Below are 19,216 nucleotides of genomic sequence, written 5' to 3'. Positions count from 1 at the left end.
GGCCGTGAACGGCCGGGTGGTCCGCGACCGGCGCGCCGTCGGTGCTCGCGGCTAGGCTTGAGGGATGAGCGATGCACCGGCCACCATGGAAGCCCCCTGGCCGGTCGCGCTCCTCGGCACGAAGCTCCGCGACTACATCGACCGCCTCGGCACGGTCTGGGTCGAGGGCGAGATCACGCAGTGGGGCGCCTCGGGCGGCAACGTCTACGGCAAGCTCAAAGACCTCGAGATCGATGCGACGGTCGGCTTCACCATCTGGTCGTCCGTCCGCGCGAAGATCCCCGCCGACCTCAAGCAGGGCGACCACGTGGTCGCGTTGGTCAAGCCGAACTACTGGCTCAAGGGCGGCACACTCACCATGCAGGTCATGGCGATGAAGCACGTCGGCATCGGCGACCTCCTCGAGCGACTCGAGCGGCTCCGTCGGCAGCTCGCCGAGGAGGGGCTCTTCGACGCGTCGCGCAAGCGGCCGCTCCCGTTCCTCCCGCAGTGCATCGGGCTGGTCACCGGCAAGGACTCCGACGCCGAGAAAGACGTCCTGCGCAACGCGGAACTGCGCTGGCCCTCGGTCCGGTTCCGCGTCGTCCACGCCGCCGTCCAGGGCGACCGCACCCCCGGCGACGTCGTGAGCGCTCTGCAGACGCTCGACGCCGACCCCGAGGTCGACGTCATCATCGTCGCGCGCGGCGGTGGCGACTTCCAGAACCTCCTCGGGTTCAGCGACGAACGCGTGGTCCGTGCCGCGGCCGCCTGCACCACACCCCTCGTGAGCGCCATCGGCCACGAGGCGGACCGCCCGTTGCTCGACGACGTCGCCGACCTCCGTGCCTCCACACCGACCGATGCCGCCAAGCGGGTCGTCCCCGACGTCGCGGAGGAGTTCGCTCGCGTGCAGCAGGCCCGCGTCCGGTTGTCCTCCCGGGTGACCTCGTTGCTCGGTCACGAGATCGACCGACTCGCGACGCTCCGCACCCGTCCCGCGCTCGCCGACCCGTCCTGGATCGTCGACTCGCGGGCGGACGAGCTGACCCGAACGGTCGCCAGGGGTGCCGAGCTCATCGACCGCGCCGTCGAGCGCTCCCAGCGCGAGGTGACGGAACTCCGCGCACACCTCCGCGCCCTGTCACCGCAGCGCACGCTCGACCGCGGCTACGCCATCGTCCAACGAGCGGACCCGGAGGCCGGCGTCCCGGGTGGCGCGGTGATCCGTGCGGAGGGCGACGCCCCCGCCGGGACGGAGCTCCTGGTCACCCTCGCCTCCGGCGCGATCGGCGCCTCCAGTACCGGCCCGGCCACGGCTGCCGCCCGGACCGACGACGAATAGGATAGAAGCATGCCAACCCCCTCCGATGTCCAGGAGCTCAGCTATGAGCAGGCACGCGACGAGCTCGTGCGTGTCGTGTCCGAGCTGGAGCAGGGCTCGGCGTCGCTCGAGGACTCCCTCCGCCTCTGGGAGCGCGGCGAACAGCTCGCCCAGCGCTGCGAGGAGTGGCTGATCGGCGCGAAGGCACGGTTGGACGCGGCACGCGCCGCCCAGCTCGGATCCGGCACTCCGGACGCACCGCGGTGAAGGACACCAAGCCGCCGCGCGTCGTTGCCGAGCTCGGCCGCCCCGAGACGCCGCAGGAGACCGCCGACCGCAAGGCGGAGAACTCCCGCCTGTACCGGTCGCGCAAGACCGTCAACAACCTCGTCCTGTCGCTCCTGGCCACGGTCGGCCTCGTGGTCGTGATCGTGCTCGCCGTGCCCCGAGGTGAAGCCCCGGAACGACCGACCGTCGACTACGCGCAGCTCGCCGGTCAGGCACAGCCCGACCTCCCCGTCCCGCTCCTCACCCCCGAGCTCGGCGACGACTGGGGCAGCAACTACGCCGACGTCCGCACCGCAGCCTCACCGGTCGCCGGCACGCCCGACATCCGCTCCTGGAACGTCGGACTCATCTCCCCCGACGACGAGTTCGTCGGCCTCGTGCAAGGCGTGGACGCCAACGACACCTGGCTCCTCGCCGAGCTCGACGAAGCACGCCCCACCGGAACCGTCACGATCGACGGCGTCGAGTGGGTCGAATACGCGAACGGCAGCGGCTCCGACGACGGCAACGTCGCGTACGCCCTGTCGACCGTCGCCGGTCGGAGCACGATCGCCGTGTTCGGCACCGCGAAGCCCGAGTACGTCCTCGATGTCGCACGCTCCGTGCGCACCGGGGTCACCGCCAACCTCGACGCCCCGTCGGGCGCCCCTGCAGAAACGGACTCAGAATGACCCAGAAGCGCCCCGGTGCCGTCTGGCGCGAGATGCAGCGCGGTAACGCGCGGTTCGTCGCCGGTCAGCCCGCCCACCCCCGCCAGGACGTCGAACGCCGCGCCACCCTCGCGCACTCCCAGGCCCCGGAGGCGGTCATCTTCGGCTGCTCCGACTCCCGCCTCGCGGCCGAGATCATCTTCGACAAAGGGCTCGGCGACCTCTTCGTCGTCCGCAACGCCGGCCAGATCGTCTCCGACTCGGTGCTCGGCACCCTGGAGTACGCCGTCGGCGTCCTGCAGGTCCCACTCATCCTCGTGCTCGCGCACGACGAGTGCGGCGCCGTCCGCGCGGCGATCGACTCGCAGATCGAGGACGCCACCCCGCTCCCCCCGTACATCGACCAGCTGATCCAGCAGATCGTCCCCGCCGTGAGCGCGGTCGCCGGCCCCGCACCGATCGACGCGGCCTCCGTCGACACCTCCGAGGTCGGACGACGCCACCTCCGCCGCACCGTCATGGAGGTCGTCTCGCGCTCCGAGCTCATCAGCGACGCCGTGGCGGCCGGGACGGTCGCCATCATCGGCGCGAACTACAAGCTCCTCGAGGGCACCGCCGTCGCCGACATCGTGATCGGCGACGTCACCGTCCCCGAATGACCTCCACCCCGCTCACCGACCGGTCGAGCGCAGCACCACCGCAATCGCACGAAGGAGAACGAACAGCGTGGTAGACACCTCAGCAACCGAGTACCGCATCGAACACGACACCATGGGTGAGGTGCGGGTCCCCGCGAACGCGCTCTACGGTGCGCAGACGCAGCGGGCGGTCGAGAACTTCCCGATCTCGGGCAGCGGGCTCGAGTCGGCGCAGATCGCCTCACTGGCCCGGATCAAGAAGTCCGCGGCACTCGCCAACGCCAAGCTCGGCGTCCTCGACCAGGGTGTCGCCGACGCGATCGCCGCAGCGGCCGACGAGGTCATCACCGGCGCGCACGACGCGCAGTTCCCGGTCGACACCTACCAGACCGGCAGCGGCACCTCGTCGAACATGAACATGAACGAGGTTCTGGCGACGCTCGCGAGCGCGCGCCTCGGCAGCCCGGTGCACCCCAACGACCACGTCAACGCCTCGCAGTCCTCGAACGACGTCTTCCCGACCTCCGTGCACATCGCCGTCACGAGCGCCCTCATCGACGACCTCATCCCGGCCCTCGACCACCTGGCCGTCTCGCTGGAGCGCAAGGCCGAGCTGTGGAAGACCGCGGTGAAGCCGGGCCGGACGCACCTCATGGACGCCACGCCGGTCACCCTCGGCCAGGAGTTCGGTGGCTACGCGCGCCAGATGCGTCTCGGCATCGAGCGTGTGCGTACGGCACTCCCCCGGGTCGCAGAGGTCCCGCTCGGCGGGACCGCTACGGGCACCGGCATCAACACGCCGAAGGGCTTCCCCCAGCTCGTCATCGAGCTGCTCGCGCAGGAGACCGAGCTGCCCATCACCGAGGCCCAGGACCACTTCGAGGCCCAGGGCGCACGCGACGGACTCGTCGACGCCTCGGGGGCCCTCCGGGTCATCGCGGTCAGCCTCACGAAGATCTGCAACGACCTCCGCTGGATGGGCTCCGGCCCGAACACCGGTCTCGGCGAGCTGCACATCCCCGACCTCCAGCCGGGATCCTCGATCATGCCAGGCAAGGTGAACCCCGTGATCCCGGAGGCCGTCCTGATGGTCGGCGCACGGGTCGTCGGCAACGACGCGACCATCGCCTGGGCCGGCGCCTCGGGCTCCTTCGAGCTCAACGTCGCGATCCCGGTCATGGGCACGGCGCTCCTCGAGAGCATCCGTCTCCTCTCGAACGCGACCCGGGTCCTCGCCGACAAGACCGTCGACGGCCTCGAGGCCAACCTCGACCGCGCTGCGGCACTCGCCGGCTCCTCGCCGTCGATCGTCACCCCGCTGAACAAGATCATCGGCTACGAGTCGGCGGCGAAGATCGCCAAGCACTCCGTCGCCAAGGGTCTCACCGTCCGCGAGGCCGTCGTCGACCTCGGCTTCGTCGAACGTGGCGAGATCACGGAGGAGCAGCTCGACACGGCGCTCGACGTCCTCTCGATGACGCACCCCGGCTGAGTCGACCCGCTCGTCGAAACACCGAACGGCCCCGGAACCCTCGCGGTTCCGGGGCCGTCTCCATCCGTGTGGTCACGCCGTGGCGGTGATCGCGCCCCAGCAGCCGAGCAGCAGGAACGGACCGAACGGGATGCGCGTGCGCCAACCGGCGGAGCCACCACGTGAGCGCGCGACCAGCACGACGACCACACCCGCGAGGCCGGCCGAGGAGACCGACACCACCGCGAAGAGCAGCACCGCGGACGTCCCGAAGCAGCCGACCGCGAGGCCGAGCAGCGCGCCGAGCTTCACGTCCCCCATGCCCAGCCCGCCGAAGAGGGCGCATGCGTACAGGACGGCGCCGACCGCGGACCCCATCAGGAGCGGTTCGAGCGGGGCCACCTGACGCACTGCGGCATCGATGGCCGTGAGCGGCACCGCGACGGTGAGCGCCGGCAGCACGAGACGGTTCGGGAGCCGCCGCTCCGCGACGTCGCTGCGCACGAGCGGCGGCGTGATGCAGGCGAGCCAGACGAGCACGATGACGACCGGACGCGGGCCGGGGCCGAGCAGGGCAACGGTGACGGCTACGAGCAGCAGCGTCGAGCCGGCCATCGCCGCGGTGGCGACACGCGGGCGGAGCCGCCTGCCGGTGGAGGTCGGTCGCGAGGGCATCCCGTCAGGATAGGAGGATCATCGTGCCGGCCTCCGGCGTTCTCCACAGGCGGCCGGAGGCGGCGGAGCGAGCCTCGCCGGCCCGCTCCGCCGACGGCCGCTAGGCCAGTTCGTTCCCTTCGAGCATCTCGGTCACGAGTGCCGCGATGGCCGAGCGCTCCGAGCGCGTCAGCGTGACGTGCGCGAACAGCGGGTGCCCCTTGAGCGTCTCGATCACCGAGGCGACGCCGTCGTGGCGGCCGACGCGCAGGTTGTCGCGCTGGGCGACGTCGTGCGTGAGGACGACCCGCGAGTTCTGCCCGATCCGGCTGAGGACCGTGAGGAGGACGTTGCGTTCGAGCGACTGCGCCTCATCGACGATCACGAAGGCGTCGTGGAGCGAACGGCCTCGGATGTGCGTCAGCGGCAGCACCTCGAGGATGCCCCGCTCCACCACCTCGTCGAGCACGTTCTGCGAGACGACCGCGCCGAGCGTGTCGAAGATCGCCTGTCCCCAGGGGTTCATCTTCTCGCCCTGGTCGCCGGGCAGGTACCCGAGCTCCTGGCCGCCGACCGCGTACAGCGGCCGGAACACCATGATCTTCTTGTGCGCCTGTCGCTCGAGGACGGCCTCCAGACCCGCGCAGAGGGCGAGCGCGGACTTCCCCGTCCCGGCTCGACCTCCCAGCGAGAGGATCCCGATCTCGGGGTCGAGCAGGAGGTCGATCGCGAGCCGCTGCTCGGCCGAGCGTCCGTGCAGACCGAAGACGTCGCGGTCGCCGCGGACGAGCTTGTAGCTGCGCTTGCCCGTGACCCGCCCGAGTGCGGATCCCCGGTCGGAGTGGATCACGAGGCCCGTGTTGATCGGCAGGTCCTCGATGATCGGCGTCGTCCCCTCCTCGCGCTCCCACAGCGTGCTCATGTCCTCGGAGCCGAGGGTGATCTCGGACATGCCCGTCCAGCCGGAGTCGACCGCGAGTTCCGCCCGGTACTCCTCCGCCTGGAGACCGATGGAGGCCGCCTTGACGCGCAGCGGCAGGTCCTTGGACACCACCGTGACCGTCAGGCCGTCGTTCGCCAGGTTCAGCGCGACCGCGAGGATGCGCGAGTCGTTGTCGCCGAGCTGGAGACCGGACGGCAGCGAGGCCATGCTCGAGTGGTTGAGCTCGACCCGCAGGGATCCGCCGTCACCGACGGGGATCGGGAAGTCGAGGCGCTCGTGCTCGATGCGGAGCTCGTCGAGGATGCGGAGTGCTTGACGTGCGAAGTAGCCGATCTCGGGGTCGTTGCGCTTGCCCTCGAGCTCGCTGATGACGACGACCGGGATGACGACGGCGTGCTCGGCGAACCGGAAGAGCGCCTTGGGGTCCGACAGCAGCACGGAGGTGTCGAGCACGTAGGTGATCTCGGCCTGCGCCTGATCTCCCCCGCTCACCGTGTGGTCGGCAGGTCGTCGGCTCGGTCTCGTCGACGCATCCCGCGTCTCGATGTCGGCTGACGTGTTCTGGATTTCTCGCGAGGCCACAACCACTCCCACCCCGAGCATCTGATGCTCGGATCACTGTGCGAAACGGCCGCCTGCAGGGTTTCGAGCCGAACTTGTGTGGCCGTCTCGACCGGGCTCCATGCCCGATGAGATGAACGTACGTCCGGCCACCGACATCGATGCGACGACACGCCCCGTGTCCTGTTACGGGGAGGTGAACAGATGGGGGCCGTCTCCTGGACCGCCGGTGGTCGGACGGCGGCTCAGTAGCTCGCGGCCGTCGCGAACGAGAGCAGCGCACCGCGCAGTCGGTCCAGCGTCTGCCGACTGGTACCGGCGTGCACGCTGAGCCGCACGGCCCCGGCGCGGATCGTCGCGGTGACGCCGTGGTTCTCGAGCGAGGTCCACAGCGTGTCGAGGACGGACTCCTCCGGCTCCAGGACCACGATGCCCGCGCGATCGTGCTCGTCTCGCGAGGAGACCACCGCGACACCGAACTCGTCCGCGAGCTCGATCACCTCGGCCGTGAGCTCGGCGATCGCCGCGTGCACCGTCGCGGTCCCGACGGCGACCGTGTCCTCCAAGGACGCCGCGAACCGCGCCGCCGCGAGCGGGTCGGGCCTGGTGATCGAGTATGCGCGCACGGATCCGCTCGGTGCCGGGGTAGCGCTGAACGGCCAGGCCTCGTCGGTGCCGGTCACGCCCGAGAAGACCGGCTCGAGCCGCTCGACGGCGCGGTCGCTCAGGGCGAGGAATCCGGTGCCCCAGCCTGCGCGCATCCACTTCTGCCCGCCCGAGGCGACCACGTCGGCGACGGCGTAGGGGGCGTCGACCACGCCGAAGCCCTGGATGGCGTCGACGATCAGGAGGCGGTCGCCGATCACCTCGCGGACGGCTTCGAGGTCGCAGACGTATCCGGTGCGGTAGTCGACGAGGCTCACGGCCACGGCGGTGACGGTGTCGTCGAGCTGTTCGTGCACGCTCTCAGCCGTCACGTTTCCGCGTCGCGTCTCGAGCCATCTCGGCGTGAGCACGTGCCGGTGCTCGGCGGCCCGCTCCGCGGCGAGCGGCAGCGTGGGGTATTCCAGGCGGGAGAGCAGGACCGTGCCGCTCAGACCGAACATCGCGTGCATGAGGCCCTGCGAGGTGTTGGGCTGGGCGACGACCTGGTCGGCGCGGAACCCGGTGAGCGTCCCGACGGCGGTCCGCATCCGTTCGTCTTGCCCGTCGACCGCGCCGAGCGTTCCGGGCGTCGCACTCGCGAGCACGTCGTTCCAGCGGGCGGCCTCGAGGACGACGGACGCGGCCAACGGACCGACACTGCCGTAGTTGAGATAGCCGTCGACCTCACCGAATCCCGCTTGGAAGGTCTCCAACCGGGACGCCGTCTCCGGCTCGTCCGGCTCCGAGGCGGGCGTGGACCGGCTCATCCGCCGAACCGCCGCTGACGCCTGGAGAAGTCGCGGAGGGCGCGGAGGAAGTCGACCTCACGGAGGTCGGGCCCGAGCGCCTCGACGAAGTAGAACTCGCTATGGGCGCTCTGCCAGAGCATGAAGTCGCTCATCCGCTGTTCGCCGCTGGTGCGGATGACGAGGTCGGGGTCGGGCTGGCCTCCCGTGTAGAGGTGCTCACCGATGAGGTCGGGGGTGAGCAGCGCTGCGAGGTCTTCCAGGCTCCGACCCTCGAGGTGGTGCTTGGCGACGATCGCGCGCATCGCGTCCACGATCTCGGTGCGACCGCCGTAGCCGACCGCGAGGTTGATGTGCATGCCAGCACGGTCGGCCGTGCGCTCCTCGGCACTCGTCAACGCCGTGCGCAGCGACTCCGGGAGCCCGTCGCTCGAACCGACGTGCTTCACGCGCCAGTCACGGTAGTGCGACAGCCCCTCGGCGAGGTCGGCGATGATGTCGACGAGGTCGTCCAGCTCGTCCGGTGCGCGGTTCACCAGGTTGTCGCTCGACAGCAGGTACAGGGTGACGACGCCGATGCCGAGATCGTCGCACCAGGTCAGGAACTCGCGCATCTTCGCCGCACCGGCCCGGTGGCCGTGCGCCGCGGTGTCGTACCCGAGCTGCTTGGCCCACCGCCGGTTGCCGTCGATGATCATCGCGACATGGTGCGGCAGCGTCTGCGGAGTGAGCGCCTTCCGGAGGCGCCGTGCGTAGACGCCGTACAGGAAGCCGTCCACCGGTGCGGAATGCCTCGTCATCACCCTGCAACGCTAGTGCAGTTTCCTGCATCGCTCCCAGTACGGGTTCCGTGCCACCCCGTATCCTGGACCCATGACGAGTGGAGATCCCGAGCTGCCGAAGCTGCCGTTGCTCGAGGTCGCCGCCGACGATGCCGCCGCACCGGAGGAGGTCAAACCGACCTGGCGCGGATGGCTGCACGCCGGGATCTTCCCCATCTCGATCGTCGCCGGCATCGTCCTCGTCGTGCTCGCACAGGGTGCGGCCGCGAAGTGGAGTTCGACGGTGTTCGTGCTCACCTCGATGCTGCTCTTCGGGAACTCGGCGCTCTACCACCGGTTCTCCTGGCGCCCCTCGGTCAAGCTCCTCCTCAAGCGGATCGACCACGCCAACATCTTCCTGTTGATCGCCGGCACCTACACGCCGCTCGCCGTGCTCGCGCTACCACCGGCGCAGGGCAACCTCCTGCTCGTGCTCGTCTGGGGCGGCGCGCTCCTCGGCATCGGTTTCCGCGTGTTCTGGATCAACGCCCCGCGGTGGCTGTACGTCCCGCTCTACCTGGCACTCGGGTGGGGTGCGGTCGCGTACCTCGGCGACATCGCCCGCGGCAACTTCACCACGATGGTGCTCGTCGCCGCCGGTGGCCTGTTCTACACGGTCGGCGCGGTCATGTACGCGATGAAGCGACCGAACCCCTGGCCGGGGCGGTTCGGGTTCCACGAGCTCTTCCACCTGTGCACGGTGCTCGCGTTCCTCTGCCACTGGACCGGGATCCTGCTGATCGCGATCGCCCCGGTCTACAACCGCTGACAACCCGTGGCCCGGCGCGCGGCGAGGCGTCGCGGTGGTGGTGTCAGCGGGCCGACCGGTCCGACGGCGGGCGAGGGTCGTCCTCGACGCCTGCGGGGGCCGCGTCGCCGGTGTCGCTCCCCGCGCGGTCCGCGGCTGCCCGCTCGGCGACCTCGGCCTGGAGCCGCTCGTCGATCTCCGCGCGGTAGTTGACCCGGCGCACGCGACGCACCATGTCGATGACGAGGAAGACGACGATGCCGGCGATGGCGAAGGTGATCACGAAGCCCCACGGTCCCGGCGTCACCTGGTTCTCGTCGAACGCCGGCGAGGGCGACGGCGACGGCGTGACCGCCAACAGGACCTCGGTGAACAGGTGGTGCATCATGCGGTTCCTTCGCTGGTGTCGATGCCGTCGAACAGCTCCGACTCTGGAGTGGTCGACGCGACGTGCGACGTGACCAGTTGGTAGTCCTCGAACGGCCATGCGGCACGGAGGACGTCGTTGGGCCAGAAGAAGAACGGTGAGTCCGGCGGCACCTGGCTGCCGTGCGCCCGGAGCGCGGCGTCGCGAGCCTCGAAGAAGTCGCCGACGGGCACGTGCGTCGTCGCGAGATCGGGCCGGCCGGCCATCCACTCCCGCATCTCGGCCAGCCGCTCGACCGCCGGGTCGTCGGGGTGGTGCTCCAGCAGGTAGGCGTACACGGCCTCGAGCCGGGCGGGGCTGAACGAGCGGTCGTAGTACAGCTTGTCGACGCGCCAGGGGTCGCCCGCTTCGGGATAGCGCGTGGGATCGGCCGCCGCTTCGAACGCGGCGACGCTCACCTCGTGGCACCGGATGTGGTCGGGGTGCGGGTAGCCGCCGTTCTCGTCGTAGGTGATGATGACCTGCGGCCGGAAGGAACGGACGATGCGCACGAGCACACCGGTCGAGACCTCGAGGGGGATGTCGGCGAAGCTCGCGTGTGGGACCGTGCCGTCGTCGCGGGCCATCCCGCTGTCCTGATAGCCGAGCCACCGGTGCTCGATGTCGAGGATCTCCTGCGCCGCGGCCATCTCGAGGCGACGGTATCCGGGGAGGTCGCGCTCGATCATCGCGACGTCGGCGAGTGCGGGGTTCTGGAGGTCGCCGCGTTCGCCACCCGTGCAGCTGACGACCATGACCTCGGCGCCGAGGCTCCGGTAGTGCGCGAGGGTCGCCGCCCCCTTGCTCGACTCGTCGTCGGGGTGCGCGTGCACGGCGAGCAGTCTCATGGTCATGGTGCTCCGCCTTCCGGCTGGTCTGCGCGAGGGGACCGCTTCGCGACTCGTGACGTGACGACGCGGTCGGGACTCCGCATCCAGGAAGAGGCAATACGCTTGAGGTGTCGACCTCGAGGCGTCTCGCACTCCTGGTCCAGCTTAACCGTTCGAACCGGAGCCCGTGACGTGACCTCTCCCCTGCAGGATGCCGGCCCTCAGGACGCCATCGCGGCGCGCTACGGACGCACCCCTGGCAACCGTGCCCGCGACCGCCGCCTGATCTGGCTGGCCGCCGCAGCGTTCGCCGTCGTCTTCGTCGCCTGGGTCGTGTGGGCCGGTCTCGACGGCAGTCGGCCGAGCATCGAGTCGCGCAACACGGCGCACGAGATCGTCGACGACACGATGGTCAGCGTGTCCTTCGAGGTCACCGGTCCGCAGGACACCCCCATGGCCTGCTCGGTCCAGGCGCTCAACGAGCAGTTCGCGGTCGTCGGATGGAAGGTCGTCGAGCTGCCGCCGTCCGAGCAGCGCACCCGCACCTTCACGGAGAGCGTCCGCACCACGGAGCTCAGCAACACCGGCGTCGTCGACACCTGCTGGGTGGTCGAGCACCGCTCCTGACCCTCGAGGGCGTCGGCGCGCGAGCCACACTCCCGCGCCGATCGTGCGATACTCGAAGGCAGTACTTCATACGCCCCGGCATTCCGCCGGGGCGTCTGGCATATGACGGGCGTTTCGGCCGTCGTGTGCGGACCCACCATGCAAAGGAGTTCCATCGTGTCCGAGCAGATCCAGGAGACGTTCCTCACCCAGCAGGCCTTCGACCGGCTGCAGGCGGAACTCGAACACCTCAGCACGACGGGCCGCGAGGAGATCGCCAAGCGCATCGAAGCGGCTCGCGAAGAGGGCGACCTCAAGGAGAACGGCGGCTACCACGCCGCGAAGGACGAGCAGGGCAAGCAGGAGGCCCGCATCCGGACGCTCACGCAGATGTTGCGCGACGCCAAGGTGAGCGAGGCACCGCAGTCCACCGGTGTCGTGGAGTCCGGCACCGTCATCACGGCGGTCGTCGCGGGCGGCGAGGAGCGCTTCCTGCTCGGCAGCCGCGAGATCGCGGGCAACACCGACCTCGACGTCTACAGCGAAGGCAGCCCGCTCGGTGCCGCCATCCTCGGTCTGAAGATCGGTGACAAGACCACCTACGAGGCGCCGAACGGCAAGGAGATCACCGTGTCGATCAGCGCGGTGGAGACCTACACCGGTTCCTGATCCGGCACGTCGCGTCGTTCGCGACCGACCAGACGCAGCAGGGCCCCGCCGACACGGCGGGGCCCTGCTGCGTTCCGGCAGTCGGATCAGTCGTCGACGATCTGCGGGTCGTACCCCGCCTCGCGGAGCGTCTGCACGACGAGGTCGCGGTGGTCGGGCCCGCGCGTCTCGATGCTGAGCTCGAGTTCGACGTCGCTGATCTGCAGGCCGTGTCCGTGTCGGGTGTGCAGCACCTCGATGACGTTCGCATTGGCCTGCGCGACGAGCTCCGCCGTCCGTGCGAGCTGGCCCGGCCGGTCGGGCAGTGGGATGCGCAGGGTCAGGTAGCGGTCCGACGCCGCGAGTCCGTGACTGACGACCCGCTGCAGCAGGAGGGGGTCGATGTTGCCGCCGGAGAGGATGGTGACCGTCGTGCCGGTCGGCTCGATCTTCCCGGCCAGGATCGCCGCGACACCGGCGGCTCCGGCAGGTTCGACGACGAGCTTGGCACGCTCGAGGAGGACCACGATGGCCCGGGCGAGGTCGTCCTCGCTGACGGTGACGACCTCGTCGACGAGCGCGCTGATCATCTCGAAGTTGAGCTCACCGGGACGGGCCACGGCGATGCCGTCGGCGATGGTCGGCTGCACGGCGATGGTCGTCGGGGTTCCTGCTTCCAGCGACACCGGGTACGCGGCCGCGTTCGCCGCCTGGACGCCGATCACCCGGATGGTGCGTCCTTCGAGGGCCGCGCGCTGCTTCATGACCCCCGCGACACCCGAGATGAGCCCGCCGCCGCCGATCGGCACGATGACCGTCTCGACGTCGGGGACCTCCTCGAGGATCTCGAGACCGAGCGTGCCCTGCCCGGTGATGACGTCCGGGTGGTCGAACGGCGGGATGAGGATGGCACCGGTCTCCGCGGCGAACTCGGCGGCGGCGATCAGCGGTTCCGCCACCGTGTGGCCGCGCAGGATGACGTGCGCACCGTAGTCGCGCGTGGCGGCGAGCTTCGGGAGCGGGACGCCGACCGGCATGAAGATGGTCGCGGTGATGCCGAGCTCGCGGGCGGCGAAGGCGACGCCCTGCGCGTGGTTGCCCGCCGAGGCGGCGACGACGCCCCGCGCCCGCTCCTCGGGGGTCAGGCTGGACATGCGGTTGTACGCGCCGCGGATCTTGTAGGAGCCGGTGCGCTGGAGGTTCTCGCACTTGAGGTGCACGGGCACGCCGAGGACGTCGGCGAGGTAGCGGGAACTCTCCATCGGCGTGCGCTGGACGGTGCCGACGAGGGTGTCCCTGGCTCGCTCGAACGCGGCGAGCGACGGGCCGGGGAACACGGGGGTGGTGGTCGTTGTATCGGTCATGGTGTGCGGGGTCCTGGACTTTCTGGGGACGAGGTCTCTCGGAGGTCTTCGCTGGGGTGCTGGGGCTCCTGATCGCCTGGGCGATCCTGCGGCTCGTGGGACGAGCGGGAGCCCGGACGGATTCGCCTGGGGCTCGGGACGGTCTGCCAGATGGCGCCGTCGGTACCCGGTTCCGGCGGCGCATTGCCGCCGGTCCGCCACGTGCCGCTGGCGATGGTGTGGACCATCACGTTGATCACGGCCACCACGGGCACCGCGAACAGGGCGCCGGGGATGCCGGCGACGAGCGTGCCGCCCGCGACGGCGAGGACGACGGCGAGTGGGTGCACCTTGACGGCCGTACCCATGATGAGCGGCTGCAGGACATGCCCCTCGAGCTGCTGGACGAGGAGCACGACACCGAGCATGAGCAGCGCGATGACCGGACCGTTGTAGACGAGCGCGAGGAAGACGGCCACGGCTCCGGTCACGACGGCACCGACGATCGGCACGAACGAGCCGAGGAACACGAGCACGGCGACCGGGATCGCGAGCGGGACGCCGAGGAAGAACGCGCCGAGTCCGATACCGACCGCATCGATCGAGGCCACGAGGATCTGCGTGCGGACGTAGTTGCCGAGCGTCCGCCATCCTGCGCGACCGGCGCTGTCGACGGCGGGGCGTGCCCGCTGCGGGAAGACGCGCACCGTCCAATGCCAGATCGTCCGACCGTCGATGAGCATGAACAGCAGACAGAAGAGCGTCAGGAAGACGCCCGTCGCGACATGGCCGAGCGTCGAACCGATCGACAGGGCGCCTGAGAGCAGGACCTGGCTGTCCTGCTGGAGCGAGTCGAACGCCTGGGCGATGAAGTCGTTGAGCTGCGTCTCGGTCACGTGCAACGGGCTGGCGAGCAGGAAGGCCTTGAAATCGCCGTAGGCGGTCATGGTGCGGGCCTGTACGGAGGCGAACTGGGAGGTGATCTGCGAGATGGCGAGGAAGATCAGTCCGCTCACCACGGAGAGCGTGCCGACCATCGCGAGTGCGATGGCGAGGCCCTTCGGCCAGCGGTGACGCACCAGGACGTCGACGAGAGGCTTCAGCAGCGCGGAGACGAGGACGGCGATGAGGAGCGGGATGACGATGAGGCGGAGCTGCACGACGAGGAAGACGAGCAGCGCGACGACCGCGGCCACCAGCAGGATCCGCCAGGACCACGCTGCGGCCACGCGCATGCCGCGCGGGACGCTGCTCGATCCGCTCGGGTCCGGTTCGCGCACGGGCGAGGCCGCTTCGGGGAGGAAGCGTCCCCACCAGGTCTTCGGAGTGTCGTCCGCCATTGCTCAAGTGTAGGGCTGGCACATGCCGGTGAGCGCATGCGGACGCCGGTGGGCGGCGGCGCCTCCGCAGTGCACGGCGGGTGTCCGACGCCGGTGCTAGCGTCGGGCCGTGTCCGCTTCCCTCTCCCCCGCCCTCGCCCGACGGATCGCGCTCGGTGCGCAGGGACTCGGCGCCCCGCAGCGCACGACCCCGGCGGGTACCCGCACCCTGCGCTCGACGATCGACCGGCTGGGGCTCCTACAGATCGACTCCGTCAACGTGTTCGAGCGCAGTCACTACCTGCCGCTGTTCGCGAGGCTCGGCGGGTACGACAAGACACTGCTCGATCGCTTGACGCTCGGAGCCGACGCGCCCTACCTCGAGTACTGGGCGCATGAGGCGGCCTTCATCCCCCGCGACTCGTGGCCGCTGTTCCGGTGGCGGATGGACGCGCACCGCGCGAAGCATGCCGGCGACGAGACCGCCTGGGCGAGCCAGAACACGGAGATGTTGGACTGGGTGCGAGCACTCCTCCGCGTCGAGGGGCCACTGAAGGCGAGTGAGATCGAACACGACGCGAACGTCCGACGCGGACCCTGGTGGGGATGGTCCGATGTGAAGCGGGCGTTGGAGGTCCTGTTCCTCTACGGCGAAGTGGTCACGGCCGGTCGCGACCGGTTCGAACGCCGGTACGCACTGGCCGAGCAGGTGCTCCCGCAGCACCTCCTCGACCTCGACGTCGACCGGGCCGATGCGATCCGTGCGCTCGTCGAGCAGGCCGCCGCAGCGCACGGCGTCGCGACCGTCGCCGACCTCGCGGACTACTTCCGGATCAAGCCGCAGACCGCGGTCCGCCGAGCGGTCGACGAGCTCGTGGACGCCGGTGTCCTCGAACCCGTGACCGTGGCCGGCTGGGAGCGACGCGGCGGGCCGCAGGAGGCATGGTTGCACCGCGACGCCCGACGGCCGCGGCGGATCGAGGGGGCCGCGCTGCTCAGCCCGTTCGACCCGGTCGTCTGGTTCCGCGAACGCGCCCTCCGCATGTTCGGGCTCCACTACCGGATCGAGATCTACACGCCGGAGCCCAAGCGGGTCTACGGCTACTACGTGCTCCCGGTCCTCATCGACGGCGAGATCGTCGCGCGCGTCGACCTGAAGAGCGACCGTCAGGCCGGGGTCCTGCGGGTCCAGTCCGCCTGGTTCGAGCGTGGACACCAGGATGCCGTCGTCAGGGGGCTTCGTCCCGTCGACGATGACGCGATCGCGGGACGCCTGGCGGAGCTCCTCGGCCATACGGCCCACTGGCAGGGACTCGATGCGGTGGCCGTCGTCGACCGCGGGACGCTGGCGGCACCGTTGGCGCATGCCCTTGGCACCCGGCTCCTCCCACTCACGCCGAACATGGGCACTACTCCCCATGCTCAGCCTGCACAATCACTCTCAGGAGATACACAACAACTATAGGATTGGCGGGCACCTTCATGGTCCGAAACGAGGGGAACCCGCCCATGAGCAACGACGACACCACACCACAGCAACCAGGCCCGCCGAACCCGGGCGAGCAGCAGCACCAGCCGTCCCAGGGCGACCAGCAGCCCTCGTACCAGCAGGGTAAGGAGCAGCCCAACCCGTACCAGTCCGGACAGCCGCAGACGCCGAACCCGTACCAGTCGGGCCAGCAGCAGACCCCGAACCCGTACCAGTCCGGACAGCAGCAGACCCCGAATCCGTACCAGCAGGGTCAGCAGAACCCGTACCAGTCCGGACAGCAGCAGACTCCGAACCAGGCACCCCCGGCTCCCTACGGTCAGCAGACCGGACAGCAGACCGGCGCGCAGAACCCGTACCAGCAGGGCCAGCAGCCCAACGGCCAGTACGCGACGGCGCAGAACCCGTACGCGACCGGCGCTCCGAAGCAACCGATGGACCCGAAGCAGAAGAAGCGGATCATCCTGTGGTCGTCGATCGCCGGTGGCGCACTCGTGCTCATCGCTGCAGCCGCCATCACCATCGGTGTGCTGAACACCACGGCGTTCGGCCCGCAGGCGAAGGTCGAGGAATACCTCAAGGCCATCGCCGCCGGAGACGCGAAGCTCGCGACGAGCCTCGTCGCGCCGGACCCGTCGATCGTCGGCAGCACCGACGACGAGTCTGCAGAGCCCGAAGCCACGCCGGACCCCTCCGCGTCGGCCGATCCCGACGCCGAAGCGGCAGCCCCCGAACCCGTCAAGCCGACCGCACTGCTCACCAACGAGGTCCTCAAGGGCGCCGACGAGCGCATCAAGAACCCCGAGGTCGGCCGGGTCTACAACCGCAACGGCGAGGCACGCGTGCAGGTCACGTACGAACTCGGTGGCAAGAAGTACGAGGACTCGGTCACGCTCGAGAGCGAAGGCAAGCAATTCCTGTTCTTCGACCAGTGGAAGCTCGCCAGCTCCCTCGTCGGCAGCATCAACGTCTACACCGGTCTCGGTGGCACGGCGTTCAGCGTCAACGGCGTCAACTTCGACGGCGCGTCCGACGAGAGCCTGTTCGCCTATCCGGCCATCTACACGGTCGCTCCGCCGGAGAGCAAGTTCCTGCAGGGCGATGCCCAGACCATCACGCTGAGCTCGTACAGCGCCGGCGAGGGTTCGGCCTTCATCGACATCGACGTGACCGCCACCGAGGCGCTCACAACCGAGGTCACGAAGCAGGTCGTCGCGATGATCGAGAAGTGCCTCGACGCCACCACGCTCGACACCACCTGTGGCGTCATGCCGGACTGGCAGCAGAAGCAGTTCACGAGTGTCGGCCCGGTGACCTGGACGCTCACCTCTCCCCCGACCGTCGAGGTCGACGAGAGCGGTTCGTATTTCTACACCTCGGACGGCCGCATCGACGGCTCGTTCGACGCCTCCTGGTACGGCAGCGCCGTGGCGGGTCAGCAGGTGTGGGACACGTACCTGAACTTCCCCGGCAAGATCACGATCGACGCCGACGACAAGGTCACGGTGACGTTCGACTCCGACGAGCAGACCGAGTAACGGTTCTCGCCTGAACGCCGAATGGGGCGGCACCTCCGGGTGCCGCCCCATTCGTGTATCCGGGACCGGGATGTCCTCGCCTAGAAGCCGCCGCCGATGGTGCTCAGGCGCTTGATCCGTTCGACGAGCGGCGGGTGGGTGCTGAACAAGCGGGCGACCGCGCCGGGCTTCAACGGGTCGGAGATCCAGAGGTGCGCCATGGACGAGTTCTGCTTCGCCATCGGTCGACCGTACGCGGCGAGCTTCCCCAGCGCGCTCGCGAGCGCTTCCGGATGACGGGTCGTGAGGGCCCCCGTCGCGTCGGCGAGGTACTCACGCTGCCGCGAGATGGACAGCTGGACGAGCGTCGCGAGCAGCGGCGCCACGAGCATCGCCACGATGCCGATGATGAGCATCACGGGGTTGCCGCCGTTGTTGTTGTTCCGGTTGCCGCCTCCCCAGATCGTCATCCGGAGGAGCATGTCGGAGAGGAACCCGATCGCGACGACGAGGCCGAAGACGACCATGGACACGCGGATGTCGTAGTTGCGGACGTGACCGAGCTCGTGGGCCATGACCCCCTCCAGCTCGGCGTCGTTGAGGATCTCGAGGAGGCCGGTCGTCGCAGCCACCATCGCGTGCTGGGGGTCGCGACCCGTCGCGAACGCATTGGGTGCCGGGTCGGCGATGAGGTACACCTCGGGCATCGGCGTCCCGGTCGTGATCGCGAGGTTCTCGACGATGCGGTACAGCCTCGGGTTGTCGGCCAGCTCGATGCGCTGCGCTCCGGTCATCGCGATGGCCTGCCGCCCCGCGAAGAAGTACTGGATCACCGCGTACACGACGGCCACGACGAGGACCACGATCGTGATCGTCAGGTTCTGGTAGAGATACCCCGCGAGCCAACCGAGGCCGCCGATGATGACCAGGAAGACGACGAAGATCAGGACCGTGTTGAGCTTGTTCCTGGCGATGGCGCGGTACATGGGACTGCGCTACCGCACGTCAGAACTGGACGCGCGGCGGTTCGGCGATCGCCGCGTTGTCGGTGACCTCGAAGAAGTCGTGCTCCGAGAACCCGAGGCCCTTGGCGAACAGGTTGTTCGGGAACACCTTGACCTTGGTGTTCAGCTCCCGGACACCGCCGTTGTAGAAGCGGCGCGAGGCCTGGATCTTGTCCTCGGTGTCGACGATCTCGGACTGGAGCTGGAGGAAGTTCTGGCTCGCCTGGAGCTGCGGGTAGGCCTCCGCGACGGCGAAGATGCTCTTCAGCGCCTGCTGCATGTGGGTCTCGGCCTCACTCACGGCCGCCGGTCCCTGGGCGGTGAGCGTTTCGGCACGAGCCTTCGTCACGTTCTCGAACACCGCCTTCTCGTGCGCCGCGTACCCCTTGACCGCCTCGATGAGGTTCGGGATCAGGTCGGCGCGCCGCTTCAGCTGGACGGTGATGTCGCTCCACGCCTCCTCGACTCGCACGTTCAGCGTCACGAGCGAGTTGTACGTCACCCAGAAGTAGATGCCGACGATGACGACCAGGGCGACGACGATGAGGACTGGGATCAGCCATTCCATGAGGATGGGCTCCTTGTG

At 69.4% G+C, this 19,216-nt stretch carries 20 protein-coding genes; 10 read left to right on the top strand and 10 right to left on the bottom strand.

The genetic code is table 11. The annotated features are described in order from the left end of the window. The first annotated feature begins 64 nt into the window (after nt 1–64). From xseA to BWO91_RS07115, 5 genes are all read left to right on the top strand, one after another. Nucleotides 65–1,324, top strand: coding sequence for an exodeoxyribonuclease VII large subunit (xseA, locus tag BWO91_RS07135; protein WP_064296441.1), 1,260 nt, complete (start codon nt 65–67; stop codon nt 1,322–1,324). A 9-nt stretch (nt 1,325–1,333) separates the two neighbouring features. Then, nucleotides 1,334–1,570 carry an exodeoxyribonuclease VII small subunit gene (locus BWO91_RS07130; protein WP_079002054.1) on the top strand — a complete coding sequence of 79 codons (237 nt, stop codon included), beginning with the start codon at nt 1,334–1,336 and terminating at the stop codon, nt 1,568–1,570. After that, nucleotides 1,567–2,262, top strand: a complete 696-nt coding sequence (locus BWO91_RS07125) for a DUF4245 domain-containing protein (RefSeq protein ID WP_167620449.1) — start codon at nt 1,567–1,569, stop codon at nt 2,260–2,262. Before BWO91_RS07130 ends, BWO91_RS07125 begins: the two co-directional genes overlap by 4 nt. Further along, a complete protein-coding gene (locus BWO91_RS07120) occupies nt 2,259–2,900 on the top strand; it encodes a carbonic anhydrase (protein ID WP_064296442.1) in 642 nt (213 codons plus the stop codon). The genes BWO91_RS07125 and BWO91_RS07120 overlap by 4 nt, the downstream gene beginning before the upstream one ends. 67 nt (nt 2,901–2,967) lie before the next feature. Beyond that, the gene (locus BWO91_RS07115) at nt 2,968–4,371 is read left to right on the top strand and encodes a class II fumarate hydratase (RefSeq protein WP_079002052.1); all 1,404 of its coding nucleotides are present in this window, start codon (nt 2,968–2,970) and stop codon (nt 4,369–4,371) included. Nucleotides 4,372–4,443: 72 nt separating this feature from the next. On the opposite strand, the gene BWO91_RS07110 is transcribed toward BWO91_RS07115, so the two are convergent. From BWO91_RS07110 to BWO91_RS07095, 4 genes are all read right to left on the bottom strand, one after another. Next, on the bottom strand, nt 4,444–5,025 hold the full coding sequence (locus tag BWO91_RS07110) for a prepilin peptidase (protein ID WP_079002050.1): 582 nt from the start codon (nt 5,023–5,025) through the stop codon (nt 4,444–4,446). 100 nt (nt 5,026–5,125) lie between these two features. Next, nucleotides 5,126–6,550 carry a PhoH family protein gene (locus BWO91_RS07105; RefSeq protein WP_079002048.1) on the bottom strand — a complete coding sequence of 475 codons (1,425 nt, stop codon included), beginning with the start codon at nt 6,548–6,550 and terminating at the stop codon, nt 5,126–5,128. Nucleotides 6,551–6,753: 203 nt separating this feature from the next. Continuing rightward, entirely contained in the window at nt 6,754–7,920 is a 1,167-nt protein-coding gene (locus BWO91_RS07100) for an aminotransferase class V-fold PLP-dependent enzyme (RefSeq protein ID WP_079002046.1), read from the bottom strand. After that, nucleotides 7,917–8,699 carry an isoprenyl transferase gene (locus tag BWO91_RS07095; RefSeq protein WP_064296447.1) on the bottom strand — a complete coding sequence of 261 codons (783 nt, stop codon included), beginning with the start codon at nt 8,697–8,699 and terminating at the stop codon, nt 7,917–7,919. Before BWO91_RS07095 ends, BWO91_RS07100 begins: the two co-directional genes overlap by 4 nt. 73 nt (nt 8,700–8,772) lie before the next feature. Here BWO91_RS07095 and trhA point away from each other — a divergent pair, with 73 nt between their 5' ends. Further along, the gene (gene trhA / locus BWO91_RS07090) at nt 8,773–9,489 is read left to right on the top strand and encodes a PAQR family membrane homeostasis protein TrhA (RefSeq protein WP_079002044.1); all 717 of its coding nucleotides are present in this window, start codon (nt 8,773–8,775) and stop codon (nt 9,487–9,489) included. Nucleotides 9,490–9,532: 43 nt separating this feature from the next. Here trhA and BWO91_RS07085 read toward each other — a convergent pair whose 3' ends face one another. Both BWO91_RS07085 and mca read right to left on the bottom strand, forming a co-directional pair. Further along, nucleotides 9,533–9,856, bottom strand: a complete 324-nt coding sequence (locus tag BWO91_RS07085) for a hypothetical protein (protein WP_079002042.1) — start codon at nt 9,854–9,856, stop codon at nt 9,533–9,535. Further along, nucleotides 9,853–10,728, bottom strand: a complete 876-nt coding sequence (mca, locus tag BWO91_RS07080; RefSeq protein WP_079003871.1) for a mycothiol conjugate amidase Mca — start codon at nt 10,726–10,728, stop codon at nt 9,853–9,855. The genes BWO91_RS07085 and mca overlap by 4 nt, the downstream gene beginning before the upstream one ends. Nucleotides 10,729–10,896: 168 nt before the next feature. Here mca and BWO91_RS19920 point away from each other — a divergent pair, with 168 nt between their 5' ends. After that, nucleotides 10,897–11,331 carry a DUF4307 domain-containing protein gene (locus BWO91_RS19920; protein WP_167620448.1) on the top strand — a complete coding sequence of 145 codons (435 nt, stop codon included), beginning with the start codon at nt 10,897–10,899 and terminating at the stop codon, nt 11,329–11,331. Nucleotides 11,332–11,487: 156 nt separating this feature from the next. Then, a complete protein-coding gene (gene greA, locus BWO91_RS07070; protein ID WP_240555708.1) occupies nt 11,488–11,979 on the top strand; it encodes a transcription elongation factor GreA in 492 nt (163 codons plus the stop codon). Nucleotides 11,980–12,065: 86 nt separating this feature from the next. Here greA and ilvA read toward each other — a convergent pair whose 3' ends face one another. Continuing rightward, a complete protein-coding gene (ilvA, locus tag BWO91_RS07065; protein WP_064296452.1) occupies nt 12,066–13,322 on the bottom strand; it encodes a threonine ammonia-lyase in 1,257 nt (418 codons plus the stop codon). Beyond that, nucleotides 13,319–14,641 (bottom strand): AI-2E family transporter, encoded by a 1,323-nt coding sequence (locus tag BWO91_RS07060; protein ID WP_079002039.1) that lies wholly within the window; start codon nt 14,639–14,641, stop codon nt 13,319–13,321. Before BWO91_RS07060 ends, ilvA begins: the two co-directional genes overlap by 4 nt. Before the next feature lie 109 nt (nt 14,642–14,750). Between BWO91_RS07060 and BWO91_RS07055 the strand changes: the two genes are divergently transcribed. Continuing rightward, complete coding sequence (locus BWO91_RS07055) at nt 14,751–16,085, top strand: winged helix-turn-helix domain-containing protein (RefSeq protein WP_079002037.1); 1,335 nt, start codon at nt 14,751–14,753, stop codon at nt 16,083–16,085. Nucleotides 16,086–16,129: 44 nt separating this feature from the next. Then, a complete protein-coding gene (locus BWO91_RS07050; protein WP_079002035.1) occupies nt 16,130–17,647 on the top strand; it encodes a hypothetical protein in 1,518 nt (505 codons plus the stop codon). A gap of 80 nt (nt 17,648–17,727) precedes the next feature. On the opposite strand, the gene BWO91_RS07045 is transcribed toward BWO91_RS07050, so the two are convergent. Both BWO91_RS07045 and BWO91_RS07040 read right to left on the bottom strand, forming a co-directional pair. Continuing rightward, entirely contained in the window at nt 17,728–18,612 is an 885-nt protein-coding gene (locus BWO91_RS07045; protein ID WP_079002033.1) for a M48 family metalloprotease, read from the bottom strand. Between the two features lie 19 nt (nt 18,613–18,631). Then, nucleotides 18,632–19,198 (bottom strand): LemA family protein, encoded by a 567-nt coding sequence (locus tag BWO91_RS07040; RefSeq protein WP_064296457.1) that lies wholly within the window; start codon nt 19,196–19,198, stop codon nt 18,632–18,634. Between the last annotated feature and the right edge of the window lie 18 nt (nt 19,199–19,216).

This window comes from Plantibacter flavus (genome assembly GCF_002024505.1).
In the GTDB taxonomy this organism is placed as follows: Bacteria; Actinomycetota; Actinomycetes; order Actinomycetales; family Microbacteriaceae; genus Plantibacter; species Plantibacter flavus_A.
Note: the sequence above shows the minus strand (reverse complement) of the source record. Positions and strands in the feature narration are given on the sequence as shown.

Coding starts and splice junctions, on each gene's coding strand:
- trhA (WP_079002044.1), top strand. CDS start 8,773: ATGACGAGTGGAGATCCCGAGCTGCCGAAGCTGCCGTTGCTCGAGGTC.
- BWO91_RS07130 (WP_079002054.1), top strand. CDS start 1,334: ATGCCAACCCCCTCCGATGTCCAGGAGCTCAGCTATGAGCAGGCACGC.
- BWO91_RS07120 (WP_064296442.1), top strand. CDS start 2,259: ATGACCCAGAAGCGCCCCGGTGCCGTCTGGCGCGAGATGCAGCGCGGT.
- BWO91_RS07060 (WP_079002039.1), bottom strand. CDS start 14,641: ATGGCGGACGACACTCCGAAGACCTGGTGGGGACGCTTCCTCCCCGAA.
- mca (WP_079003871.1), bottom strand. CDS start 10,728: ATGACCATGAGACTGCTCGCCGTGCACGCGCACCCCGACGACGAGTCG.
- BWO91_RS07085 (WP_079002042.1), bottom strand. CDS start 9,856: ATGATGCACCACCTGTTCACCGAGGTCCTGTTGGCGGTCACGCCGTCG.
- BWO91_RS07045 (WP_079002033.1), bottom strand. CDS start 18,612: ATGTACCGCGCCATCGCCAGGAACAAGCTCAACACGGTCCTGATCTTC.
- xseA (WP_064296441.1), top strand. CDS start 65: ATGAGCGATGCACCGGCCACCATGGAAGCCCCCTGGCCGGTCGCGCTC.
- BWO91_RS07105 (WP_079002048.1), bottom strand. CDS start 6,550: ATGCTCGGGGTGGGAGTGGTTGTGGCCTCGCGAGAAATCCAGAACACG.
- BWO91_RS07095 (WP_064296447.1), bottom strand. CDS start 8,699: ATGACGAGGCATTCCGCACCGGTGGACGGCTTCCTGTACGGCGTCTAC.
- BWO91_RS07100 (WP_079002046.1), bottom strand. CDS start 7,920: ATGAGCCGGTCCACGCCCGCCTCGGAGCCGGACGAGCCGGAGACGGCG.
- BWO91_RS07050 (WP_079002035.1), top strand. CDS start 16,130: ATGAGCAACGACGACACCACACCACAGCAACCAGGCCCGCCGAACCCG.
- BWO91_RS07040 (WP_064296457.1), bottom strand. CDS start 19,198: ATGGAATGGCTGATCCCAGTCCTCATCGTCGTCGCCCTGGTCGTCATC.
- BWO91_RS07110 (WP_079002050.1), bottom strand. CDS start 5,025: ATGCCCTCGCGACCGACCTCCACCGGCAGGCGGCTCCGCCCGCGTGTC.
- ilvA (WP_064296452.1), bottom strand. CDS start 13,322: ATGACCGATACAACGACCACCACCCCCGTGTTCCCCGGCCCGTCGCTC.